The organism is Neobacillus ginsengisoli (genome assembly GCF_030813055.1).
This window is the reverse complement of record NZ_JAUSTW010000004.1, coordinates 579,262-603,552: the sequence shown is the minus strand read 5'-3', so window position 1 is coordinate 603,552 and position 24,291 is coordinate 579,262. Positions and strand designations below refer to the sequence as shown.

Sequence of the window (24,291 nt, the reverse complement as noted above, 5' to 3'; positions counted from 1 at the left end):
TCATGGATAGGTTGGACGAAGGAATTTGAGAGCGAAGACTCTGTGAGGCATGGGAGGGTTGACCTCCATGAGAAATGTGGACATCCACCAGTGCGATCATATTTTGACTCATTAACCAATTTCTGTAAGTGGATGGTTAGTGGATTATAAGTCTTTTTTCTCAAAAGGTCCAATTTTATCCTTTCAAGTGATATTTACCTAACTATAATGCGATTACCACCAGGTAAACTACTATGAAAATCTAAGAAAAACGGAGAAATCGGGAGATTTTGCATTCTATATTTAGGGAGGATAGTTGAACAAGGAAAGCGAATTAAATTAAAAGTCATTTTTACGTTCTTACTAGGGAGAGGTTCGAAATGAAAAAGAATATAAGTTATACAGAAATAAACTCTGAAATGTGGAATCACTGGGCTTCATCAGGTGGAGAGTGGTCATTGGCAATAAATCACGATGATTTTATTAAAGCCACTCAAGGTATTTTTGATATATACCTAACACCTTGTAAGCCTGTTCCTATAGATTGGTTTATTCCGTTGGACGGTGCAAAAGTTTTGGGACTTGCTAGCGGAGGTGGACAACAATGCCCTGTTTTTGTAGCACAAAATGCCAATGTTACAGTTTTTGATTATTCGGCAAAGCAACTTGAATTGGAGAAAATGGTTGCTGAGAGAGAAGGGTATTCGATTGAAATCATTAAAGGTGATATGAGTAAGCCTTTACCATTTGAAGATAATACATTCGATATGGTTTTTCATCCTGTGTCTAATTGCTATGTACAAGACGTGGTACATGTTTGGAAAGAGTGTTATAGAATTTTGAAAAAAGGTGGTGTACTTCTTTCAGGATTCACCAACCCTGTTATCTATATGTTTGGCGAGGGAGAAGAAGAACTTAAGGTGGTAAATAAATTGCCTTATAATGGACTTGAAAGTAATAACAATAACACTGAAGAACTAATTAAAAATGGTGGTGTACAATTTAGCCATTCATTAGAAACCCAGATTGGTGGACAAATTAAAGCTGGATTCCAACTAAAAGACCTTTATGAAGACAATCATCATAAAGGAAAATTAACTCAATATATGCCTTGTTATATCGCAACTAAAGCCGTCAAATAATTTAGTTTAATATATTCTTCAAAGGTGTTTTGTTTTACTACAAATGGACTGTTTCGACAGCCTTTTTCATTATTGTTAGTTAAACTAAGAGGCAGTTATGTAGAAGAATTTTATAAAAATTAAAATAATTGAGTGATATTTAAATAATGGGGGCAAGGTCAGTGATAAAAGGTCTCTATGAAGCACACTTACCAGTTAGTGATTTAGAACGTTCAATCGAGTTTTATGAAAAATTAGGTTTAAAACTATATTAAAGATATGAGAAAGTTGCTTTTTTTTGGATTGAAGAAGGAAAAAGTTGGATTGGTTTATGGGAAGGATCAGAATCAAAAATGGCTTATCACGTTTCATATGAGACATATTGCGTTTTATGTTGACTTAGACGCTATTAAGAAATCCAAAATTTGGTTAAAGGAACGAGGGATTGAAGTAAGAGATGAATTTCATATAGGAACAGATGAACCCGTGGTTGTCCCTAATCAAGCTCACGCAATGATTTACTTTGACGATCCAGATGGGAACCATTTGGAGTTTATTACAAGATTACCAAAAGAAATTGACCAGTCAGAAAAAATGTATTTGAGTGAATGGGAGAAATTGTACTCATAACTTTGTTTGATAACTAGGTGTGATTTTTTTAACAGCAAAGTCCGCTTTTTTATTCCTGAATAAAGATTGTGAAATAGTGCACTTAAACTATCTGGGTGCATTAGTTTAAGAAAGTTCGGTCGTCAAAATGGCGATCTTTTTTAATTTCGTATTAAAATATAAATCGATGATTCGAGACAGATAATCGTTTCTAATTGTGTACTATCATTTTATGTACTTTTATTTGTCGAATATGATAATCCAATAAAGTAGTGCCCATGATGCAGAACACGCAGGGGCACTTTCCTAACCATTTTTTCCTTTTGAGAACTATCAACCTCCAAAACAGTTAGAACTGTTAAAATCATTAAAACAGTTAGAACAGCTAAAACAACTTGAACAGCTAAAACAACTAAAGCAACTAAAACAACTAAAGCCGCCACAACGAAAACCGCCACAACGAAAACCGCCACAACGAAAACCGCCACAACGAAAACCACCACAACGCATACCGCCACCACAACGCATACCGCCAAATTGACGCGGATCATTGAGGTTTGGATCAATTGGAATTAAATTACCAGCTTGGAAATTATCCATTCCTAACATTTGTAGTTGGTTTTGAAGATTCTGCATTTTTTCCTCCCCTTTGTATTTAATAATCATGTTAGTCCTACACCTAAATAGAGAGTTGAACGAGGGTAATTTGTCATTTTTGTGTAATTGAAACCATCTTATTCTACGTGTACTCTCTTCAACAAATTATGATTCCTGTTAGGTCATTGTTACTAATTTAAGTGCCTATTTCACGTTGAAGTATTAAAGAATTGTTCCTTCATTCAGGAAAACTTGTGGTTGATTAATCTGATATTGCTTGTTTTAATTCTCAAAGAAGAAACCCTTCAAAAGGGAAGAATTTTATAAATTAATATTTAATTTGTATCTAAAACGATACATAAGATGTTATGCAACGGGTGCTTATGTTTAAGATGGAGTTGCGGCAGCGATCCCTTTTTTGTTATTGAGCCAACGTGGGAGTTTAAAAGAAATGATAAAATCAAAACTGTGAGAGCCTAACAAAGGACATTTGTAATAATGATGTTGTAAAACAAATATTAATATTCGATTGATAGCTAAGGCAATCGAGCTGGAAAAAAATAAAAAAGGACAGATTGGTTTAATCTGTCCTTTTCCCCACAATTAGTATCTCAAGAAAGATGCTCCGATGATAATAAGAAGAATGAACAATACAACGATTAACGCAAAAGAACTTCCCATTGTTCCATCCATATATAACACCTCCCATCACTTGCTTATATATATATATAAATTTTTCAAAGGAAGGTTCGATTGGACAACATATAATCTAGGACAAAATCAACGATATGCCTAAAAAAAAGCGAAGAAACGTCTGCAATGCTTGCAAACGTCTCGTGGAGGTATAACTATCTATGTTGCTGGCTCGGTGGTAGTAACAATATATGCACTCAAAAATAAAAGTGAATGGACAAGTTTTGATTTAAAATAAAAATTCTTAATTGGTTCAAAAACTTCCTCAAAAATAAGGCTTAACCCATTGATTATTTACATGAACAGATACATAAGTTAGAGCTTAGCCAAAACCCAATCCATAACCTTACCATGCACATACATCTTACTAAGGAATAGTCTCAAACACAAAAAAGCCCTACAGGGGCTGTTGACAATTAACCCATTTTCGCATAATTTTATCATCCTTGCTTTACAAATAAAATTTTATAGATACAAGGACAACACAGACAAGATAAGAAATCAAATCAGTCTGAATACAATATCTTGAGGTGTTGCCACCATGAATTTTGAATACAAAGAAACTGGAACTTTTAATGCAGAAAAGGCAGCAAAAGGTCTGATCGAATTAGCTCAGAAAATCAAGAAGGGTGATAAGAAGAATGATAAAAAAGTAAGCTGACTCATGACCAATTAGGACATGAGTTTACTTTTTTAGTAGCCAGTAAAAATTGCAGATTAACAGATATAATATGGCTTGTCCGCCTAATTTGCCCAATGATTAGATGTATTGTTTTTCCAGCTCCATCCGCTGTTGAACAAAATGCACCTGATTGTTTTGTCCATAAAAATAATTTTCTTAATAAAACTAACAAAAATTTCAATAATGAGTAAACTCTTTAATAGCATTACTATAAATAGTTTTCAGTATATTGTGAGATAAGGCATATAAAAAAACGCACTTGTGCTTCGTCAATAGTTTATAGGACAATACTAATCTGTCGGTCCTGTGGCGATACTTTAAGACCTCTTTCACCGATAATTCTTCTTTTCATCCGGTTTTTAACGCCTCCTCAGATATAGCCGAAGTGTCCTACAGCTATCGAAATCTGTCCCACAGCCATAAAAACCACGTACTACAGACAAGGAAAAAAAGCGCTATGTCACGTAATTGTCCCGTATGATTGAACGGTAAACAATATGATAACATAGCGTTTTTTTTAAAGTACGTCCCAGAGAGGATTCGAACCTCCGACCTACAGTTTAGGAAACTGTTGCTCTATCCTGCTGAGCTACTGGGACATTTAAATAAGGAACGTTTTTAATTATAATAAGTTAATCGAAAAAGGTCAATAAATAAGTTGTTATTGAATTATATATTTATCCCAAAAGTATGGATGAATTAGGATACAATAACCTATTCCCATCAACAGATGGTTTTCAAAAGTCAATCCTTCATCAAAGAAGAAATTGAAAAAACCGATCAATTAATTCGTCAAACAGGCTATAAGGGAGAAATCGATTTTGGGCGGCCTAATGGTGAAAAGCTAGTCGGTCTGCCATTTTATTTATTGAAACATAACAGAGATACCATTACATGGAGTCTTGACAGGACACTTACTATACCTCGGTTTCTGACAAAGTAAATTACGTAAGGAGAAGTGTGAAACCGGGTTCGATCATTTTAATTCATACCATGTATGATAAAACCGGAAACGAACTCAAAACAATAGAAGAAATACTAAAGAGTTTAACAAAAGAAGGCTATCGATTTGTAACCGTAAATGAGCTTCAAAAATCATAGTTTTCGGAGAGAAAAAAAGGAGCCACGCCGATCGTTATCGGGGCTCCTTTTTTATTATTATTAAAACTTAGCTTGGTAGTTTTGAAGCTCCCAAGTGTGAACTGCTGTACGATAACTATCCCATTCAGATCTTTTTAGAGCAACATATTCGTTATACACATGCTCACCAAGTACTTCACGACCGATATCACCGGCCTCCAAAGCATCTACAGCAGACTCAAGACTTCCAGGTAAGCTTTCGATTCCGCGATCTTCACGCTCTTCGCCGGACATATGGAAGATATCTTCATTTACAGAGTTAACCGGAGTCAATTTTCTGTTCACACCATCAAGACCTGCTGCTGCAATCACAGCAAAAGTCAAATATGGGTTAGCAGATGGATCCGGACAACGAAGTTCAACACGTGTAGCCATTCCTCTTTTTGCAGGAATCCGGATTAAGGCAGAACGATTTGAAGCAGACCAGGCGATATAGCAAGGAGCTTCATAACCCGGAACAAGACGCTTATATGAATTAACAAGCGGATTTGTAATTGCAGCAAAGTTCTTTACGTTCTCTAGTAAACCGCCGATAAATTGATAAGCTGTTTCAGACAATTGAAGATCATCATTTTCGTCAAAGAAAACATTTTGGCCATCTTTGAAAAATGACATATTTACATGCATGCCGGAACCATTAATACCAAACACAGGTTTTGGCATGAAGGAAGCGTGCAATCCGAATTGTTTAGCCACAGTTTTAACAACCCACTTATACGTTGTTGCGTTGTCAGCAGCTGTTAAAGCATCCGCGTACTTAAAGTTAATTTCATGTTGCCCTTCGGCTACTTCGTGGTGTGAAGCTTCGATTGTAAAGCCCATTGCTTTCAAAGCACGGTAAATTTCCAAACGAACGCGTTCACCGATGTCATGAGGTGATGGCTCAAAATAGCCGCCCACATCGTGGGTTTTTACAGTTGGTCTGCCATCTTCATCGGTTTTGAACAGGAAAAATTCCAATTCAGGTCCGACTGAGATGCTATATCCTAGGTCAGCTGCTTTTTCAACAGTCTTTTTTAAGACGTTACGAGTATCACCCTCGAATAGAGTCCCATCCGGATTTGTTACACTGCAAAGGAAACGGGCTTCGGAAAATCCTTCTTCAACAGACCAAGGTAAAACAGCGAAAGTGTTAAGGTCCGGTTGAAGGTAAAGGTCAGATTTGTTAATCGGAGAGAATCCAACGATAGAAGACCCATCAAACATAATTTTTCCTTCAACTGCATCTTCAAGTTGTGCAGCTGTGATTGTAACGTTCTTTAACGTTCCTTCAAGATCTACAAATTGCATATGTAGAAGCTCAACGTTTTTCTCCTCAATGATTTGTTTAATCTCGCTTAACTTGTTTTCAGTATCTAATACGAATACCATATGTGAATATTCCTCCCTTTTTCATGTTAGCTTTGCTTACATCACTATGAATCTATTATATTCATATACACTCTCATGTCAATAATTTTTAAAAAATTTAAATTTCTTTAATAATCAATAGTTAATTTTTACCTTTTTATATATGTCAATCATAAAAAGATGGTTTTTAACTTCCTAATAATGAACCGCCCATTTATGTTATAATAATTTGTCGAAGATACTAGAATTGATGAAAATGCGGAGGTCATTATGGCTGCTTATACGCCGATGATACAACAATACCTACAAGTCAAGGCAGACTATCAAGATGCCTTTTTATTTTTTCGCTTAGGCGATTTTTACGAAATGTTTTTCGAGGATGCCATTAAGGCATCGCAAGAATTAGAGATAACACTAACTAGCCGTGAAGGTGGTTCTGAAGATCGGATTCCAATGTGCGGAGTTCCGTACCATTCGGCTCCTAACTATATCGAGCAGCTAATTTCAAAAGGGTACAAGGTAGCTATTTGTGAGCAAACCGAGGACCCGAAACAGGCAAAAGGCGTCGTTAGACGGGAAGTTGTCCAGTTGATTACTCCAGGGACTGTGATGGAGGGCAAAGGACTTTCCGATAAAGAAAACAACTATATTGCTTCTGTTACATCCTTTAATGACCAAACATACGGTTTTGCATATAACGACATCTCAACAGGTGAAAGCCGTGTGACTTTGCTTTCAAATAATTTTGAAGAAGTCTTAAATGAATTGGCGGTATTGAGTGCTAAGGAAGTGGTAATCGCAAGCAGCTTCGATGGGGAATTGCAAAAGAAAATGCGTGAACGTGATATTCTCGCCATTTCGATTGAAGATAATAGTTCAATAGAAATGAATTTTTCCCATTTGCTTGAAGACTTAAACCAGGATAAATTGAAGCAAACCGCTGCGAGACTATTTCACTATTTGTACCGTTCGCAAAAAAGAAGTCTTGACCATCTTCAGCCTGTTACCACCTATCAAATTCATGAATATATGAAAATTGATTACTATTCAAAACGAAATCTTGAGTTAACCGAAACTATTCGTTCGAAGGGAAAGAAAGGTTCGCTATTATGGCTGTTGGATGAGACGATGACTTCCATGGGAGGTCGGATGCTCAAACACTGGATTGACCGTCCTTTGATCAAGCAGGAGGAAATTGAACATCGTCACAACTTGGTAGAAGTCCTATTGAATCATTATTTTGAACGACAGGAACTTCGTGAAAAATTAAAGGAAGTGTACGATTTAGAGCGATTAGCCGGAAGGGTTGCCTTTGGCAATGTAAATGCCCGTGATTTGGTGCAATTGAAGCGCTCTTTAATGCAGATTCCATTTTTAAAACAAACGCTTCTCGGCATGCAAATAGAAGATGTGAATAAAATTGCTGACCTCCTTGATCCGTGTGAAGTGGTCACTGATTTGTTGGAACAAGCTATTGTAGAGAATCCGCCTCTATCATTAAAAGAAGGAAATATGATCCGGGATGGATACAACTTACAATTAGATCAATATCGGGATGCCAGTCGAAACGGGAAAACTTGGATTGCTCAGCTGGAGCGTGAGGAGCGGGAAAAAACAGGTATTAAATCGTTAAAGGTTGGTTATAACCGCGTCTTTGGCTATTATATTGAGGTAACAAGAGCTAACTTACACCTTTTAGAAGAAGGGCGGTACGAGCGTAAACAAACTTTAACCAATGCCGAGCGCTTTATTACTCCGGATCTAAAAGAAAAAGAAGCGTTAATTTTACAAGCGGAAGAAAAATGCGGCGAGCTTGAGTATGAGCTATTTACCGAAATTCGTGAGACCGTAAAAGAACATATCCCGCGCTTGCAAGCATTAGCTAAAACCGTTAGTGAACTTGATGTTCTCCAATGCTTTGCACAAGTGAGTGAAGAGCGCCGCTATGTGAAACCGCAATTTTCTACGGAACGTCGGGTTGTCATAAAGGACGGTAGACATCCCGTCGTGGAAAAAGTGTTGAATTCCCAGGAATATGTTCCAAATGACTGCTTTATGGATAACGATCGTGAAGTACTTTTAATCACGGGACCAAACATGTCGGGTAAAAGTACGTACATGCGCCAAATCGCCTTGACTGCGATCTTAGCGCAAATCGGCTGTTATGTTTCGGCGGCTGAAGCAGTTCTGCCTATCTTTGACCAGGTATTCACGCGAATTGGTGCTGCAGATGATTTGATTTCCGGGCAAAGTACTTTTATGGTTGAAATGTTGGAAGCGAAGAACGCGATCACCAATGCAACGCAAAACAGTTTAATTTTGTTTGATGAAATTGGCCGTGGTACATCAACATATGATGGGATGGCTCTCGCCCAAGCAATTATTGAATACATTCATAGTCGTATAGGAGCAAAAACGCTTTTTTCAACCCATTATCATGAGCTGACAGTTTTGGATGAAGAGCTTTCAAAGCTAAAGAATATCCACGTAAGTGCCATTGAACATAATGGGAACGTTGTTTTTCTTCATAAAATTAAAGAAGGACCAGCTGACAAGAGCTATGGGATTCACGTAGCACAACTTGCGGAGCTGCCACAGGAATTAATTCGACGCGCAAATGAAATTTTAACAGCATTAGAACAGAAAGATGCTCAGACTGAGCCTATGACCAAGGAGCAGAAACTCCAAGAAAAACCTGTGGGTAAAACTATTCCTGCAAAAGAGAAAATAATACTGGAAGAACCATTTTCGGAGCAACCTGCACAGCTATCATTTTTTGATGAACCAAAAGAGCCGAAAAGGCATGAACACTCTTCTAAAGAAAAGCGCGTTTTAGAGAAAATTAAAGAACTTGATTTATTAGACGTAACACCGCTTCAGGCTATTAATTTACTGTACGAGCTGCACAAAAAGTTAAAGGGCTAGAAGCTTAGGAGGTGACCTGGGATGGGCAAGATTATCCAATTAGATGATGCTTTGTCTAACAAGATAGCAGCGGGTGAGGTAGTCGAACGACCCGCCTCTGTAGTGAAAGAGCTTGTTGAAAATGCGATTGATGCCGGCAGTACCGTAATCGAGATTGAAGTAGAAGAAGCGGGGCTTGCGAAAATTCGCATTACCGATAATGGGAACGGAATCGACGAAGAGGATGTCCTCATTGCCTTTCAGCGTCATGCAACGAGTAAAATAAAAGATGAAAATGATTTGTTCCGTATTCGGACGCTTGGCTTCCGTGGAGAAGCCCTGCCGAGTATCGCTTCTGTTTCCAGGTTGGAGATGAAGACCTCTACCGGTGAAGGTACTGGAAATCGAGTGATTATTGAAGGCGGAAAAGTCGAAGCGTTTGAAAAAGCTTCGAGCAGACGAGGAACGGACATCACGATTACCGATTTATTTTTTAACACACCTGCGCGGTTGAAATATATGAAGACGATTCACACAGAATTAGGGAATATTACGGATGTTGTCAATCGCCTGGCTCTTTCCCATCCTGAGGTTGCCTTTCGCTTGATACATAACGAACGGAAGCTGCTGCAAACGAACGGAAACGGCGATGTTCGTCAGGTACTTGCGGCAATTTATGGTATGGGAATTGCCAAGCAACTTGTCCCTATTTCAGGAGTTTCGCTCGATTATCGTATTAGTGGCTATGCATCCATGCCTGAGGTCACAAGAGCATCGAGAAATTATATTTCAACCATGATTAATGGAAGATTTATTAAAAACTATCCATTGGCCAAAGCGATCCAGGAAGGGTACCATACGTTGCTGCCAATAGGAAGATTCCCAATTGTTCTTCTTAATATTGAGATGGACCCGCTGCTTGTGGATGTGAATGTTCATCCATCAAAAATGGAAGTCCGCATAAGTAAAGAAGCAGAACTAAATGAACTTGTTACAAATATCATAAAAAATGTTTTTAAATCAAAGATCCTAATCCCGACCGCCTACACTGCTGTAAAGAAAGAAACTCCAAAGTCGGAACAAACAACGCTCATACTTGATGAAGGAACACCGGCTGCAAATGAATCAAAGGAGATAAAAATGGAACGTTCCGGTTTCCAGGCGATTAAGGAAAGCCATCCATGGGCTGAACCTTTTATGAGCCATAGGGAAATGAAGATTAATAATGATGGAGAGCATTTCGAACCTTCCGGTCAATCCGATGAATCGAATGATGATTTTATCGACGAAAAGGATGAAGGCTCAAATGACTTATTTGTTAATTCATTGGACGATTCCGGTAAATGGGAAGCTAACGAACATCACTCACCAACTGAAAGTAGAGTGCCGAGACTATACCCAATCGGCCAAATGCATGGAACCTATATATTTGCCCAAAATGAAAATGGCTTGTATATTATCGATCAGCATGCAGCACAGGAAAGACTCAAGTATGAGTATTTCCGTGAAAAAGTGGGCCAAGTTCAGTCTGAACTACAAGAAATGCTTGTGCCGTTAACCTTTGAGTATTCAACAGATGATTATGTTAAAATAACTGAACATCAAAGCGAGCTTGAAAGGGTCGGGGTTTTCCTTGAGGAATTCGGGCTAAATAGCTTTATTGTTCGATCACATCCGCAATGGTTTCCAAAAGGGGAAGAAAAGGAAATCATTGAGGACATGATCGAACAGATCCTATCGATGAAAAAGGTGGATATAAAAAAACTTCGTGAAGAAGCAGCGATCATGATGAGTTGCAAGGCATCGATTAAAGCGAATCGTCATTTACGTAATGATGAAATTCAAGCACTGCTGGATGATTTGCGTAAAGCTTCTGACCCGTTTACCTGTCCGCATGGGCGACCAATTATTGTGCACTACTCTTCCTACGATATGGAGAAGATGTTTAAACGAGTAATGTAGAAATGTTTTTTAATAAAAAAAGAGGGTTTTTTGAGTAACCGAAAAACCCTCAATTTATTCAATCAGCTTCGAAACGGATTGCTTGGATAAAATTACAATCCACGACAATGATTCTATTCGGCTCTGTCGTAGGCTCATTAAAGAATGATGAACCAACTATTTGGGTCGAAGGTAACAAAAACAACATCCTCTAGAATTACACCGCTCGCTAAAAATACAACCACTTCTGTATTTGTTTGTAAACTTCTCAGCTGGTCACAAGCACATCCATTACATCTACTGGTACTGCTCACATTACCGCTACAATCTAAACAATCATCATTATTGCTGCTAATTAACATTTTAAGCCCTCCTTGGATTTGAAAAACTACTGATAGCAGTCTATTAAGAATTAAAAGAGGAGATCGGACAAACTGTCTAATGATTTAAAATTTTTTCAAAATTGACCAAGGTAATTAAATGTATTTTTGATAAAATGGAGATGAAAGGGGTTTTTTCCCTGCTATTGGCATGAATAGACGAAATTGAAATATTAATATAAAAAGAGAATGTGGGAAAAAGGGGGTGAACTTTTGGTCGCTTTTGCCCTGTTAAGTACATTTCTACCTGTTGTCATTATTATTTTTGTAATTGTTTATGCGGTGAAAAACAAAGAAAAGGGGGAAGAAGCTGTGATACGTCATCTTTATACCTATTTAGTCTTGTTTGCAACCCTTATGATGGTGATTGGCGGAGGGATTTCGATATTTATGGCAGCGGCAGATTTAATTAGCCCGCCTAGCTATTATCAAAATTATCAAGATTATAAACAAATGTATGACCAAGGAAAAACGGAAAATAAAAATATCAGTGAAACAGAAATACGAGCTAATTATGATCAGACTGTAAAAGATGAAAAAAATCGGATGAAAGAAAGTGCCAAAAATCAAATTATTAAAAGTCTTGGATTTATCGTCATCCCATTACCGATTTTTCTTTACTTCAACCGATTAAGAAAACGACAAAGTGAGTAAAAAGAGTCAGATTAGCGATACTTAAAAAGGTATCGCTTTTTCTTTTGACAAAAAATTATTGTTAAAATGTTATAATCATATCAATAGCTTGAATCAAATTAGGATGTGAAAAAAATGCTAAGCCAACAGCAACAAACTGAAGAAATTCAGTATATACCACCCAAAGGGGAGTTTGAAATTTTTCGCGACGAGGAACATTATCGTGAAAAAATGAAGGAATGGGGATTATCTGCAACAAAAGAAGTGAAAAAGGAGTTTTGGTATAAGGACAAGACGATTCAACGTCTTGTCACGATTAAGGGTTACGAAACTTTTGGTTTGAAAACAGAATTCAATACACTCGTCATTGAATTTCAAGATGGAAATCTTAGTTGTATTCATCCTGCCTACTTAAAAGAAATGCAGCAAGCGAGTTTTGGGAAAGAAAGCATCTGGGGAGAAGAGGACAAAGGATCGGAAAAATCCGAACCGATTTTGGAAGTTCATAAAAAAGAACCCGAAGAGGCAATGGTAGCGAATCCGAAGAAAGTAAAGGAGCCAAAACCTAAGAAAGAGAGACCTGCTAAAGTGGAGCTTCCGGAAGAAAAAGTGCATTTTACAGGCAAGGTAAAACAATTTGCTATGACCTATAATCCATTTAATGAGGAAAATGATGAAGTGGTAGTCCTTGAGGATGTGGTGATCGTTAAAGAGTCGCCATTAGAGCTTAAGTATGCCTGGTGCAGCCACAGCAAAACACTAAAAAAGTTTGAATTGGCAGCAGGTGATTTGTTGGAATTTGATGGGAAAGTGGCAGCAAAGAAGCTGGCAAAAGGAAAGGATGTTCCCGAAGAATTTGTTATTGATGTAGCAGTAGCTTATAAAATTAACAATCCCTCCAAAATAGTAAAACTGTAAGGAGAACTAGCGATAGTTCTTTTTATTTTGATTTAGACTTGCCTTTCTTGAATTAATCTGGTATAGTTTTAACTTGTGAGTAATATAAATTGCTCCTTGCCTATTTACAGGCCGCATAGACCAAAAGGAGGTGACTGTGATGAAAAAGTACGAAATTATGTACATCATCCGCCCAAATATTGAAGATGAAGCGAAAAAAGCTCTTGTTGAGCGTTTCACTACGATTCTAAGCGATAATGGTGCTGAGAATGCAGAAGTAAAAGATTGGGGTAAACGCCGTCTTGCATATGAAATCAATGATTTCCGCGATGGTTACTACCAAATCGTAAAAACAAATGCTCCTGCTGCAGCGGTAGAAGAATTCTCCCGTCTAGCTAAAATCAGCGAAGACATTATTCGCCATATTGTTGTTAAAGAAGCAGAATAATTGACGATCTGACCATACAAAAACATTTAAAGGAGGGAAATAATCATGGCAATGGGAGAACGCAGAGGCGGCGGCAGACGCGCAAAACGCCGTAAAGTGTGCTACTTCACAGCACATGGTATCACAAACATCGATTATAAAGATGTAGATTTACTAAAAAAGTTTATCTCTGAACGCGGTAAAATTTTACCACGTCGTGTAACAGGTACACACGCAAAGTACCAACGTAAACTATCAGTTGCGATTAAACGTGCACGTACGATGGCATTATTACCATACGTTGCAGGTGAATAATGAACGGTAAAAAGGCAGCCTTTGGCTGTCTTTTTTGTTCTAAATGGCTCTTTTCTTAAAGATTGTGGCTTTTTGAAATAGAAACCTGATATCCGTAAATAAAAGTAGCATTTTCGCAAATGAAATTGGTTTTTCCGCAAATAAAAGTAGCCTTTCACAAATGAAATCGGCATATCCGCCAGTAATAGCAGGCTATACCTCAATTAATCCAACATCTCGACCTTAAAATAATTTTGTTTTGTAAAAACTACAATGTTTACGAAAACGAAAACGGCCGCTCCTAAGTTAAAAATAACTTGACAGGCGGCCGTTCTTTTACTATTTTCCTTATTTCGTAGCTGTCATTAGTTTGCTAATGTATTGAAGCGCTCTTCCTGTTCCAATCGCTACTGATTCGAGTGGATTTGGTGCAAGCTGAACGGGAACAAAGATTTCCTGACTAAGCCATTGCTCCATTCCATTCATTAATGCACCGCCACCAGTAAGAATGACACCGCGGTCAACGATATCACCGCTGAGTTCTGCCGGACAGTCCTCAAGTGTGGCCCTTATAGCTTCTAAAATATGCAATAATGATTCTTTCACTGCATTCCTTACTTCATAGGATGAAAGGTTAATAGTTTTTGGTAATCCCGTCACTAGGTCACGACCGCGGACATCCATAAACAATTCCTCATGATCTATCAGAGCATAACCGATTTCGATTTTGATTTTTTCGGCCGTTCTCTCACCGATCAACACATTGTACTCTTTTCGAACATGCTGGATGATTTCTTCATCAAGACGGTCACCGCCAATTCGAATTGAATGGCAGGCGACAACGCCGCCGAAGGAAATGATCGCAACTTCCGTTGTACCGCCGCCGATGTCCACGACTACATTCGCGACCGGTTCATCTACGGGGAGACCTGCACCGATGGCTGCAGCTACAGGCTCCTCGATTAAATGAATTTTTTTCGCACCGGCATTTCGAACAGCATCTTGAATGGCTCTACGTTCGACACTTGTTGAGCCGGATGGTGTACAAACGACAACATTAGGTTTGCGAATCGCAAAGCCCATTTTCTTAGATGCTTTGCGCATAATATGCTTCAGCATTTCGGTTGTAACGTCATAATCAGCGATTACTCCGTCCTTTAATGGGCGGATAGCCACTATTTTTTCCGGTGTTTTCCCTATCATTTCTTTTGCCTCAATCCCAACCGCTACAACATTTTTGGTTTCAGTATCGATTGCGACAACGGAAGGTTCATTCAGAGCAATCCCTTTATTTTTACTGTAAACTAATATATTTGCAGTACCTAAATCAATTCCGATATCAAAAGTAGATAACATATTTTTCACCTATTTCCCCTATTTTTCTACAAGATAAGCTACGGTTAAGCCTAACATGAATAGGGGGGTAGGTGGGTGTTTGTAAATGAAACGTTATCGTATTGTAATGATGTCGGAAAAATTTTTCTAGTTTGTAATGAAACGTTATCGTTTTGTAAAGTTGGAAGAAAAATTTATCTAATTTGGGTTTGAAATGGATATTGAAAATACATCATCCTAAAATGCATAGAAAAGAAATTTTTTGTATATACTTGTTTGATGTTCTACTGCTTTTTAAATTTGTGTTAGGATGAAGGTGCGGGAGCGGAAAAAGGGAATTCGCTTTCGTTGAAAATGGAATAAGGCAGTGTGAAAATATTGGATTCAAAACAAAAAGTATTAGTTATCATTGGACCGACAGCAGTTGGGAAAACAAAGTTAAGTATCGATTTAGCAAAGCGATATAATGGTGAAATTATCAGCGGGGATTCCATGCAGATCTATCGTAAAATGGATATTGGGACTGCAAAAATAAAAGAAAGTGAGATGGAAGGCATCCCGCACCATTTGATAGATATTAAAGAACCAGACGAAAGTTTCTCCGTAGCAGAATTCCAGCATCTTGTAAGAACCAAAATAAGCGAGATTTCCGGGAAAGGAAAGCTGCCGATCATTGCAGGTGGAACAGGTCTTTACATCCAGTCCGTTATTTTTGATTATCAATTTTCGGATGCTCCTGCAGATGAAGCTTTTCGTTCCTTGCTCGAAGCAAAAGTAAAGGAAATCGGGAATGATGCCTTATATCAGGAGTTAAAGGAAATTGATCCCGAAAGTGCCTTACAAGTCCATCCAAACAATGTAAGAAGGGTCATTCGTGCACTTGAAATTTATCATTGTTCAGGTAAAACCATGAGTGAATATCAAAAAGTACAGCAGCCTGATCTCCTGTACCAAACTGCTCTCGTAGGTTTGACGATGGATAGGGAAAAGCTTTATGAACGAATTAATTACCGCGTCGATTTGATGCTGGAAGAAGGGCTTGTAGAGGAAGTAAAAGAATTATATCTGCAGGGCTTACGTGATTGCCAATCTATCCAGGCGATCGGTTACAAGGAAATTTATGAATTTCTTGACGGTAAGGTTACAATGAATGAGGCTGTCGAAAATTTAAAACAAAATTCAAGACGATATGCCAAAAGGCAATTAACTTGGTTTCGTAACAAAATGGATGTAGAATGGTTTGATATGACAGATGCTTGGAATTTCGAAAAAAAAATCACCGAAATTTCACATTATGTTGAAGGAAAGCTACAAGTAAAATCGAATACATATTAGTAGAGATAAAAGAGGAGGATATACAAATGAAAACCACAATCAATATTCAGGACCAATTTTTAAACCAATGTCGGAAAGACAACACGCACGTAACCGTATTTTTACTTAACGGATTCCAATTAAGAGGCCAGATTAAAGGCTTTGATAATTTTACCGTGCTATTTGAATCAGAAGGAAAGCAACAGCTGGTTTATAAGCATGCGATTTCAACGTTTGCGCCGCAAAGAAATGTTCAGCTTGACTTGGATGGTCAATAAGACATTTTTATAAATCAGAGCCCATTACTCAATGGGCTTTTTTTAATATAAAAAAATTCTTTTTAATGATTTGCCCACCTCTTGAATACAAATAGAATGAAGGAATATTTCTCGGGAAAGCGCGCAATTTGACATAATCACATATATTTTGTGGTTTGCCCGCTTAATATGTCGGTTGGAGTCGCAATAACAAATAAATCATAGATGATATGTCAATTTTTGTCGGAGAAAGAAGTATTCGTTTATAGGGAAAGTGGAAATAATCCAGGTAATTGAAACATAAATAGCTACTTAACGGAACCTGTTTGCAGAAATGAGAGGTGAAAGCTTTGGATCAACCAATCCGAATGAAAAGTAATGGCCAAATAAGCATCGTCCTCAACTCGCAAAAAAGAAAAACATTAGCAAAAGAGTTGCCTGAGTTCCAAGTTGTTCCAAAGGATATTCCCCCGGAGCATTCGGCGCTAAAGGAAATTGAAGCGGATCTCGGGGCGCTGGTGGGCATGGATGAAATGAAACGAATGATAAAAGAAATTTATGCATGGATTTATGTTAATAAAAAACGTGAAGAAGCTGGACTAAAAGCAAGGAAACAAGCCCTTCATATGATGTTTAAAGGAAATCCTGGAACCGGGAAAACAACCGTGGCACGATTAATCGGAAAGCTTTTTCAAAAAATGAGTGTATTGACCAAGGGCCATTTAATTGAAGCGGAACGAGCAGACCTCGTAGGTGAATACATTGGTCATACGGCCCAAAAAACAAGGGACTTAATTAAAAAAGCACAGGGTGGAATTCTGTTTATTGATGAAGCTTACTCATTAGGACGCGGCGGGGAAAAGGATTTTGGCAAAGAAGCGATAGATACACTTGTGAAGCATATGGAGGATAAGCAGCACGAGTTTATCCTTATACTTGCGGGGTATTCCCGAGAAATGGACTTCTTTCTAACATTGAATCCGGGACTGCACTCCAGATTCCCGTTAGTGATTGATTTTCCTGATTACAACCTTGATCAATTAATGGAAATCGCAGGAAGGATGTTGGTTGAGAGAGAGTACTCTTTCAGCCATGAGGCGGAAAAGAAGTTAAGGGAGCATTTGATTTGGGTCAAAGCGGTGTTAAGTCCTACGAGCTTTTCAAACGGTCGGTACGTTCGGAATATTATTGAAAAATCAATCCGTTCACAGGCGATGCGGTTACTTATGCTAAATAGCTATGACAGGCATGAATTAATGACGATCAGAAGCAATGATTTGGTGTTTGAGGAAGATGCATAACAGAAAATAAAAATCGACGGATGCTATGGATCCGTCGATTCTTTTAATTCTCTTCCAAACGTCGTATAGGCAATTTCCAATTAAAGGTGTATGATAGTACGCGTAAGATTGTTACAATCCCAAACAAAGTATATAATTCCCAAGAATTAGAAGTGATTTTAAGGCCGATAATCATGCCGGCAAGAATTGCCCAAACAGCGTAAATTTCAGAACGTAATACAATTGGTTTTCTACCTGCTAATAAATCACGAATAATTCCGCCGCCGATCCCTGTCAAAACTGCTGCAACGATGACAGCACTTAACGGATGATCCATTTTCGAGGCGTAAATAGCTCCCTGAATCGCAAATGCAGAAAGTCCGATGGCATCGAAAAGATTGCCCCATTTTTGCCAATGCTTTAAAAGATTTTTTGGAAATAAAAATACAGCCGTAATCGATAACAACGCAATTTGAAAAAATAAACCCTGATCCCAAAGGGCTGAAACGGGGACGCCGATCAACAGGTTTCGAATCGCTCCACCGCCAAAGGCTGTAACGATTCCTAAAATATATACGCCCAAAATATCATATTCCTCTTCCATCGCCACAATTGCCCCACTTACGGCAAAAGCAATTGTCCCAATCATACTAAGAACTTCCCATGTCATGTAATTGATTTCCCCTTAATCTATCCTCTATTTATCTGTATTAACACTATGCAGATGGTTTTTAATCTGTCTGTGCAAACAATATGATTTTACCATGGAAGTGTAAAATTTCAACTTATTTTTTTATAAGTAAAAGATTGCGGCAAAATTAGAGTATAGAACCATTTTTTGATATGATGGAAAAAGAGGAAAAAAGGAAGGAAGGATGCCTTTTGGAACAAAAGGAAACAATAGAAAAAGCAATCCTTGTCGGTTGTCAAACAACAGCTAATGACGATTTGCGTTTTCACTATTCAATGGAAGAGCTTGTTTCGTTAACGGAAACCGCCCAGGGTGAAGTGTTGGCTTCTGTGGTCCAAAAACGAGAACGGCTCCATCCGGCGACATACATAGGTAAGGGAAAGGTCGAAGAGTTAAATTTGCTCGTAGAAGAGCTTGAAGCCGATTTAGTGATTTTTAATGACGAGCTTTCACCGAGCCAAAAGCGAAATCTTGCTTCTGAAATCAATGTTCGGATTATTGATAGAACGCAATTAATTTTAGATATATTCGCACAAAGGGCCCGTTCAAAGGAAGGGAAACTGCAGGTTGAACTAGCACAGCTACAATACTTATTGCCGAGGCTTGCCGGCCAAGGGATTGCATTATCGAGACTTGGTGCCGGTATTGGGACAAGGGGACCGGGGGAAACAAAGTTAGAATCAGACCGCCGTCATATTCGCCGGAGAATAGATGATATTAAGGGCCAGCTTTCTGTTATTGTTCAGCACCGGGACCGTTACAGGGAACGGAGAAAGAAAAATAAAACATTCCAAGTGGCGATTGTAGGCTACACAAATGCAGGGAAGTCCACACTGTTTAATCGTCTTTCAGAGGCGGATTCTTATGAGGAAAATCAATTGTTTGCAACACTTGATCCGATGACTCGAAAATTAATTTTGCCAAGTGGTTTTTTAGCGTTGATTACCGATACAGTTGGCTTTATACAGGACCTTCCGACGACTCTTATCGCGGCCTTCCGCTCGACGCTGGAAGAAGTAAAGGAAGCTGATCTGCTTCTTCATGTTGTGGATATGTCCAATCCAGATTATTTCCATCATGAAAAGACTGTTAATAAGCTGCTTGAAGATCTGGATATAAAAGAAATTCCGCAGTTAACGGTTTATAATAAAAGAGATCTTAAACATCCCGACTTTGTTCCTACCGCTAATACACCTACAGTGTTCATCAGTGCATTTGACAAAGAGGACCGTCAAGCCTTAAAGAAAAAAATTGAGGAAGTTACCATTGAAATGATGGTTCCTTACCAAGTTCGAGTTCCTTCTACTGAAGGAAAGCTGCTTTCGCAATTAAAAAACGAAACAGTTTTGAGGGAACTGTCCTTTAATGAAGAGAACCAGCTGTATCAATGTAGGGGTTACTCTCTTCAAGATCATCAAATAACAGGACAAATAGTGAAATTTAACGTCTAGAATGGAGCGCATCATGTTTCAACAGTTAAAAAATGGGGAAAAACTTCAGCCAATAGTCAATGAAGTAGAAAAGCAAATTGTTGAAGTACATAAAAAAATCGATGAAAGAGTAGAAACAAATCAATTCAGGGTATTGCAAAGTTTTCAAAACAAAAGGGTAAGTGATTCACATTTTATTCCAAGCACGGGCTATGGATATGATGATATCGGCAGGGATACGCTCGAATTAATTTATGCCGATGTATTTGGCGGTGAAGCAGGACTTGTCCGCCCTCAAATCATTTCAGGGACGCACGCAATCTCCATTTCTCTATTCGGGGTACTTCGGCCGGGAGATGAACTTCTATATATCACAGGCAAGCCATATGACACTCTGGAAGAAATCGTCGGGATCCGGGGGAATGGAGTCGGTTCATTAAAGGAATTCGGAATTTCGTATGATAGTGTCTCACTTACGGATGAAGGCTCAATTGATTGGGATGCTGTTTCGCAGAAAATGAAACCAAATACAAAAATGATCGGGATCCAGCGGTCGAAAGGATATGCAACCAGGCCTTCCTTCACGATTACTGAAATTAAGCAAATGATTTCGTTTGTGAAAGAAATTAAAAATGATGTGGTTGTATTTGTTGATAACTGTTACGGGGAATTTGTCGAGGAGTTTGAACCTTGTCATGTCGGAGCTGATTTAATGGCAGGATCCCTCATTAAAAATCCGGGCGGAGGTATTGCGAAAACGGGCGGATATATTGTAGGTAAGAAACAATGGGTAGATGCCTGCTCATATCGGATGACATCACCCGGTATAGGTGCTGAAGCGGGTGCTTCTTTGTATAGTCTTCAAGAAATGTATCAGGGTTTTTTTCTCGCTCCGCATGTGGTGGGGCAGGCGTTAAAAGGGGCTGTTTTTACGGCTGCCATGCTTGAAAAACTGGGAATGAATTCACTCCCTAAGTGGAATACGGAGCGAACCGACTTAATTCAATCCGTTCAGTTCGATGACCGTGATAAAATGATTGCCTTTTGCCAGGCGATTCAATTCGCATCCCCAATCAATTCATATGTTACTCCATATCCAAGCTATATGCCGGGATATGAAGACGATGTGATTATGGCAGCGGGGACGTTCATTCAAGGGGCAAGCATTGAACTAACGGCTGATGGTCCTCTCCGACCGCCATATGTTGCTTATGTACAAGGCGGTTTAACATATGCACATGTAAAAATGGCTGTGTGTATAGCGATAGACAGTTTGGCAGAAAAAGGGTTAATTGAATTTTAATTACTCAAAATACTAGAAGGACAGTTTTTAATAGCTGTTCCTATTTACTAAAAAAATCCATGTCAGAAAACCTCACATACGATTGACAACTTTTCTAACAAATAATATAATAACAATATGAATTAAGAAGGAGGAGAAATCGAGTGAGTGGAAAAGAAATTCGCCGCTCCATGCCGCTGTTTCCCATTGGAACTGTCATGCAGCTAACTGAGTTAACCGCAAGACAAATACGCTATTATGAAGAGCACCAGTTGATTTCTCCGGCAAGAACCGATGGAAACAGGCGATTATTTAGTTTAAACGATATTGATAGTCTGTTAGAAATCAAGGACTTAATTGATCAAGGTATCAATATGGCCGGAGTAAAACAGCTTTTCCTGGTCAAAGAGCAGCAATCACAGGTTTTTGAGCAGCAAGCGGAAAAAGCGAAACGAGAGTTGACCGATGATCAGCTACGAAAACTATTACGTAATGAATTAATGCATTCTGGAAGATTAAATCGTTCGACATTGCGTCAAGGTGATATGTCACGATTTTTCCATTAAAAATAATTTTTTCTAAAAAGTAGGAGGAAGTAAAATGGCAAAGTACACTAGAGAAGATATTCAACGTTTAGCTAAAGAAGAAAACGTAAAGTTTATCCGATTACAATTCACTGACATTTTAGGAACAATCAAAAATGTTGAGATTCCTATCAGCCAATTAGAAAAAGCACTTGATAACAAAATGATGTTTGACGGTTCTTCTATCGAAGGTTTTGTTAGAATTGAAGAGTCCGATATGTTACTTTATCCTGACCTTTCTACATGGGTTGTTTTCCCTTGGACAGCTGAAAAAGGAAAAGTTGCCCGCTTAATTTGTGATATTTACACTCCGGAAGGCAAACCTTTCGAAGGGGATCCCCGTAATAACTTAAGAAGAGTATTAAGGGAAATGGAAGAGCTTGGTTTTACAAACTTTAACTTAGGACCTGAGCCTGAATTCTTCTTATTTAAATTAGATCAAAAAGGTGAGCCAACATTAGAATTAAATGACCAAGGCGGATATTTTGACTTAGCACCGACAGATTTAGGTGAAAACTGCCGTCGTGATATCGTTCTTGAGCTTGAAGAAATGGGCTTTGAAATCGAAGCTTCTCACCATGAAGTAGCTCCTGGACAACACGAAATTGACTTCAAATATGCTGATGCCCTAACTGCTTGTGATCAAATCCAAACGTTTAAGCTTGTTGTTAAAACGATTGCACGCAAGCATGGATTACATGCAACCTTTATGCCAAAACCATTATTCGGTGTAAATGGTTCCGGAATGCACTGCAACCTTTCTTTATTCAAAAATGGCAAAAATGCATTCTATGAGCCAACTAGCGATCTTGAATTAAGCGATACAGCTCGTCATTTCATTGCCGGTATCCTTAAGCACGCTCCAAGCTTTACAGCGGTAACAAACCCAACTGTAAACTCTTATAAACGTCTGGTTCCCGGTTATGAAGCACCTTGCTATGTAGCTTGGTCTGCAAGAAACCGTTCACCGTTAATCCGTATTCCTGCATCTCGTGGATTAAGCACACGTGTAGAAGTACGAAGTGTTGACCCGGCAGCTAACCCATACCTAGCAATGGCTGTTCTTTTAAAAGCCGGTTTAGACGGAATTAAAAATCAATTAACTCCTCCGGCACCGGTTGATCGTAACATCTATGTAATGAGCAAAGATGAAAGATTGGAAGAAGGCATTATTGATCTTCCAGCTACACTTGCTCAAGCATTAGATCAATTAAAATCTGACGAAGTAATCGTTTCAGGTCTTGGAGAGCACATCTTCGAACACTTTGTAGAAGCAAAAGAAATCGAATGGGATATGTTCCGTACAGTCGTTCACCCTTGGGAACGCGAACAATATATGAGCATGTATTAATCAATGAAAAGCCTTGCCGCTCTATGCGGCAGGGCTTTTTTTGCCGTGTGGCATTATTGAAGGACAAAACCGTTTGAGTGGGCGTTGCAAAATGTCCTTGTAGCTGGATTTGATGGACAAAGGCGCTTGAGTGGTCGAGGGAAATGTCCTTATAGGTGGATTTGACAGAGCCGCTTGAGTGGTCGAGGAAAATGTCCTTGAAGAAGTTTTGAAGGACAATATTTCGTTTGAGCTCCTGGACAAAGTATCCTTCATACATTTTGTAATACAGCTAAGTGGATTAAGGAATAATCAATAGTTCTCAAAACTTTTTGTATTTTTACCTAAATGGTCTGTAGGGATACAGGTAGTCACACATTTCCAATTAAAGACATCGACCGGATCCATTAATCCAAAAAAACAAAAGCAAACGAGCCATCACTGGCTCGTTTGCTTTTAATGAATATGACGATAAACCCCAATTACTTTCCCTAAAATAGAAACATTTCTTAAAATAATAGGATCCATGCTCGAGTTTTCAGGCTGTAAGCGAATATAATCTTTTTCTTTAAAGAATCGTTTACAGGTTGCTTCATCTTCCTCTGTCATTGCAACAACAATATCACCGTTATTTGCTGTTTGCTGCTGTTTGACAATTACGTAATCTCCATCAAGAATTCCTGCCTCTATCATACTTTCACCCATAATTTCCAGCATAAAAACATGCTCATCCGCAGGTGCCAGTCTTTCAGGAAGAGGAAAATATTCTTCTACGTTTTCGATTGCCGTAATCGGAAGACCGGCTGTAACTTTACCTACCACAGGAACATTTACAACATGGTTCCTTGGGATGTGTGCACTTTCATCGACTTCCAATATTTCGATAGCTCTAGGTTTAGTAGGATCGCGTCTAATAAGTCCCTTGCTTTCCAAACGTGCTAAATGTCCATGAACAGTTGAACTGGAAGCTAGTCCAACAGCTTCGCCAATTTCACGCACAGATGGTGGATATCCCTTGCTCTTAACTTCTCCTTTAATAAAATCAAGTATATCCTGTTGCCGTTTTGAGATTTTAGTCATGATAAGATGCACCTCGGTCTGGTTAATGTTGCCTTTATTATATCATGTTCCTCTAATTTAT

At 38.5% G+C, this 24,291-nt stretch carries 21 protein-coding genes, 1 tRNA gene and 2 pseudogenes; 16 read left to right on the top strand and 8 right to left on the bottom strand.

The genetic code is table 11. The features are described 5' to 3' along the window. Positions 1-359: 359 nt before the first annotated feature. Together J2S10_RS15295 and J2S10_RS15290 are read left to right on the top strand one after the other, a co-directional pair. The gene (locus J2S10_RS15295; protein ID WP_307409231.1) at positions 360-1,121 is read left to right on the top strand and encodes a class I SAM-dependent methyltransferase; all 762 of its coding nucleotides are present in this window, start codon (positions 360-362) and stop codon (positions 1,119-1,121) included. A 161-nt stretch (positions 1,122-1,282) separates the two neighbouring features. Continuing rightward, positions 1,283-1,730, top strand: a pseudogene (locus J2S10_RS15290) (VOC family protein). A 312-nt stretch (positions 1,731-2,042) separates the two neighbouring features. Here the strand turns inward: J2S10_RS15290 and J2S10_RS27470 are convergent. The 3 genes from J2S10_RS27470 to J2S10_RS15275 form a co-directional block, all read right to left on the bottom strand. Next, positions 2,043-2,309, bottom strand: a complete 267-nt coding sequence (locus tag J2S10_RS27470; RefSeq protein WP_370876218.1) for a heterocycloanthracin/sonorensin family bacteriocin — start codon at positions 2,307-2,309, stop codon at positions 2,043-2,045. A 600-nt stretch (positions 2,310-2,909) separates the two neighbouring features. Next, positions 2,910-2,999 (bottom strand): YjcZ family sporulation protein, encoded by a 90-nt coding sequence (locus J2S10_RS15280; RefSeq protein WP_307409227.1) that lies wholly within the window; start codon positions 2,997-2,999, stop codon positions 2,910-2,912. Between the two features lie 1,207 nt (positions 3,000-4,206). Next, positions 4,207-4,280: transfer RNA gene (locus J2S10_RS15275), tRNA-Arg, on the bottom strand. Between the two features lie 113 nt (positions 4,281-4,393). Here J2S10_RS15275 and J2S10_RS15270 point away from each other — a divergent pair. Beyond that, positions 4,394-4,782: pseudogene (locus J2S10_RS15270) on the top strand (polysaccharide deacetylase family protein); the annotation flags it as partial. 60 nt (positions 4,783-4,842) lie between these two features. On the opposite strand, the gene glnA (J2S10_RS15265) reads toward J2S10_RS15270, so the two are convergent. Beyond that, positions 4,843-6,192, bottom strand: coding sequence for a type I glutamate--ammonia ligase (glnA, locus tag J2S10_RS15265; RefSeq protein WP_307409225.1), 1,350 nt, complete (start codon positions 6,190-6,192; stop codon positions 4,843-4,845). Positions 6,193-6,441: 249 nt separating this feature from the next. Between glnA (J2S10_RS15265) and mutS the strand changes: the two genes are divergently transcribed. Continuing rightward, positions 6,442-9,096, top strand: coding sequence for a DNA mismatch repair protein MutS (mutS, locus tag J2S10_RS15260; RefSeq protein WP_307409223.1), 2,655 nt, complete (start codon positions 6,442-6,444; stop codon positions 9,094-9,096). 21 nt (positions 9,097-9,117) lie between these two features. Beyond that, positions 9,118-11,037 (top strand): DNA mismatch repair endonuclease MutL, encoded by a 1,920-nt coding sequence (mutL, locus tag J2S10_RS15255; protein ID WP_307409220.1) that lies wholly within the window; start codon positions 9,118-9,120, stop codon positions 11,035-11,037. Positions 11,038-11,174: 137 nt separating this feature from the next. Here the strand turns inward: mutL and J2S10_RS15250 are convergent, their stop codons facing one another. Then, positions 11,175-11,378, bottom strand: a complete 204-nt coding sequence (locus tag J2S10_RS15250; protein WP_307409218.1) for a hypothetical protein — start codon at positions 11,376-11,378, stop codon at positions 11,175-11,177. A 231-nt stretch (positions 11,379-11,609) separates the two neighbouring features. Between J2S10_RS15250 and J2S10_RS15245 the strand changes: the two genes are divergently transcribed. From J2S10_RS15245 to rpsR, 4 genes are all read left to right on the top strand, one after another. Beyond that, entirely contained in the window at positions 11,610-12,050 is a 441-nt protein-coding gene (locus tag J2S10_RS15245) for a hypothetical protein (protein ID WP_307409217.1), read from the top strand. Between the two features lie 114 nt (positions 12,051-12,164). Beyond that, the gene (locus J2S10_RS15240) at positions 12,165-12,947 is read left to right on the top strand and encodes a hypothetical protein (RefSeq protein ID WP_307409215.1); all 783 of its coding nucleotides are present in this window, start codon (positions 12,165-12,167) and stop codon (positions 12,945-12,947) included. 139 nt (positions 12,948-13,086) lie between these two features. Beyond that, positions 13,087-13,374 carry a 30S ribosomal protein S6 gene (gene rpsF, locus J2S10_RS15235; protein ID WP_307409276.1) on the top strand — a complete coding sequence of 96 codons (288 nt, stop codon included), beginning with the start codon at positions 13,087-13,089 and terminating at the stop codon, positions 13,372-13,374. 51 nt (positions 13,375-13,425) lie between these two features. After that, positions 13,426-13,668 carry a 30S ribosomal protein S18 gene (gene rpsR / locus J2S10_RS15230; RefSeq protein WP_307409275.1) on the top strand — a complete coding sequence of 81 codons (243 nt, stop codon included), beginning with the start codon at positions 13,426-13,428 and terminating at the stop codon, positions 13,666-13,668. A 327-nt stretch (positions 13,669-13,995) separates the two neighbouring features. Here rpsR and mreBH read toward each other — a convergent pair whose 3' ends face one another. Further along, positions 13,996-15,003 (bottom strand): rod-share determining protein MreBH, encoded by a 1,008-nt coding sequence (mreBH, locus tag J2S10_RS15225; protein WP_307409273.1) that lies wholly within the window; start codon positions 15,001-15,003, stop codon positions 13,996-13,998. A 357-nt stretch (positions 15,004-15,360) separates the two neighbouring features. On the opposite strand from mreBH, the gene miaA reads away from it, so the two are divergent. From miaA to spoVK, 3 genes are all read left to right on the top strand, one after another. Beyond that, positions 15,361-16,317, top strand: a complete 957-nt coding sequence (gene miaA, locus J2S10_RS15220) for a tRNA (adenosine(37)-N6)-dimethylallyltransferase MiaA (protein ID WP_307409271.1) — start codon at positions 15,361-15,363, stop codon at positions 16,315-16,317. Positions 16,318-16,343: 26 nt separating this feature from the next. Further along, positions 16,344-16,574 carry an RNA chaperone Hfq gene (hfq, locus tag J2S10_RS15215; RefSeq protein WP_307409213.1) on the top strand — a complete coding sequence of 77 codons (231 nt, stop codon included), beginning with the start codon at positions 16,344-16,346 and terminating at the stop codon, positions 16,572-16,574. A 329-nt stretch (positions 16,575-16,903) separates the two neighbouring features. Next, positions 16,904-17,854, top strand: a complete 951-nt coding sequence (gene spoVK, locus J2S10_RS15210) for a stage V sporulation protein K (protein WP_307409211.1) — start codon at positions 16,904-16,906, stop codon at positions 17,852-17,854. Positions 17,855-17,897: 43 nt separating this feature from the next. Here the strand turns inward: spoVK and J2S10_RS15205 are convergent, their stop codons facing one another. Further along, on the bottom strand, positions 17,898-18,503 hold the full coding sequence (locus tag J2S10_RS15205; protein WP_307409209.1) for a trimeric intracellular cation channel family protein: 606 nt from the start codon (positions 18,501-18,503) through the stop codon (positions 17,898-17,900). 212 nt (positions 18,504-18,715) lie between these two features. Here J2S10_RS15205 and hflX point away from each other — a divergent pair, with 212 nt between their 5' ends. The 4 genes from hflX (at position 18,716) to glnA (J2S10_RS15185) (ending at position 23,171) form a co-directional block, all read left to right on the top strand. Further along, entirely contained in the window at positions 18,716-19,975 is a 1,260-nt protein-coding gene (hflX, locus tag J2S10_RS15200; protein WP_307409206.1) for a GTPase HflX, read from the top strand. 13 nt (positions 19,976-19,988) lie between these two features. Continuing rightward, a complete protein-coding gene (locus J2S10_RS15195) occupies positions 19,989-21,257 on the top strand; it encodes a methionine gamma-lyase family protein (protein ID WP_307409204.1) in 1,269 nt (422 codons plus the stop codon). A gap of 143 nt (positions 21,258-21,400) precedes the next feature. Next, complete coding sequence (locus tag J2S10_RS15190) at positions 21,401-21,802, top strand: MerR family transcriptional regulator (protein WP_307409202.1); 402 nt, start codon at positions 21,401-21,403, stop codon at positions 21,800-21,802. A 34-nt stretch (positions 21,803-21,836) separates the two neighbouring features. After that, positions 21,837-23,171, top strand: coding sequence for a type I glutamate--ammonia ligase (gene glnA, locus J2S10_RS15185; protein ID WP_307409201.1), 1,335 nt, complete (start codon positions 21,837-21,839; stop codon positions 23,169-23,171). Between the two features lie 435 nt (positions 23,172-23,606). Here the strand turns inward: glnA (J2S10_RS15185) and lexA are convergent, their stop codons facing one another. Further along, a complete protein-coding gene (lexA, locus tag J2S10_RS15180; protein WP_307409199.1) occupies positions 23,607-24,230 on the bottom strand; it encodes a transcriptional repressor LexA in 624 nt (207 codons plus the stop codon). Between the last annotated feature and the right edge of the window lie 61 nt (positions 24,231-24,291).

Coding starts and splice junctions, on each gene's coding strand:
- glnA (WP_307409225.1), bottom strand. CDS start 6,192: ATGGTATTCGTATTAGATACTGAAAACAAGTTAAGCGAGATTAAACAA.
- rpsF (WP_307409276.1), top strand. CDS start 13,087: ATGAAAAAGTACGAAATTATGTACATCATCCGCCCAAATATTGAAGAT.
- glnA (WP_307409201.1), top strand. CDS start 21,837: ATGGCAAAGTACACTAGAGAAGATATTCAACGTTTAGCTAAAGAAGAA.
- mreBH (WP_307409273.1), bottom strand. CDS start 15,003: ATGTTATCTACTTTTGATATCGGAATTGATTTAGGTACTGCAAATATA.
- mutL (WP_307409220.1), top strand. CDS start 9,118: ATGGGCAAGATTATCCAATTAGATGATGCTTTGTCTAACAAGATAGCA.
- J2S10_RS15240 (WP_307409215.1), top strand. CDS start 12,165: ATGCTAAGCCAACAGCAACAAACTGAAGAAATTCAGTATATACCACCC.
- J2S10_RS15205 (WP_307409209.1), bottom strand. CDS start 18,503: ATGACATGGGAAGTTCTTAGTATGATTGGGACAATTGCTTTTGCCGTA.
- J2S10_RS27470 (WP_370876218.1), bottom strand. CDS start 2,309: ATGGATAATTTCCAAGCTGGTAATTTAATTCCAATTGATCCAAACCTC.
- mutS (WP_307409223.1), top strand. CDS start 6,442: ATGGCTGCTTATACGCCGATGATACAACAATACCTACAAGTCAAGGCA.
- J2S10_RS15250 (WP_307409218.1), bottom strand. CDS start 11,378: ATGTTAATTAGCAGCAATAATGATGATTGTTTAGATTGTAGCGGTAAT.
- hfq (WP_307409213.1), top strand. CDS start 16,344: ATGAAAACCACAATCAATATTCAGGACCAATTTTTAAACCAATGTCGG.
- J2S10_RS15195 (WP_307409204.1), top strand. CDS start 19,989: ATGTTTCAACAGTTAAAAAATGGGGAAAAACTTCAGCCAATAGTCAAT.
- lexA (WP_307409199.1), bottom strand. CDS start 24,230: ATGACTAAAATCTCAAAACGGCAACAGGATATACTTGATTTTATTAAA.
- rpsR (WP_307409275.1), top strand. CDS start 13,426: ATGGGAGAACGCAGAGGCGGCGGCAGACGCGCAAAACGCCGTAAAGTG.
- J2S10_RS15280 (WP_307409227.1), bottom strand. CDS start 2,999: ATGGATGGAACAATGGGAAGTTCTTTTGCGTTAATCGTTGTATTGTTC.
- J2S10_RS15295 (WP_307409231.1), top strand. CDS start 360: ATGAAAAAGAATATAAGTTATACAGAAATAAACTCTGAAATGTGGAAT.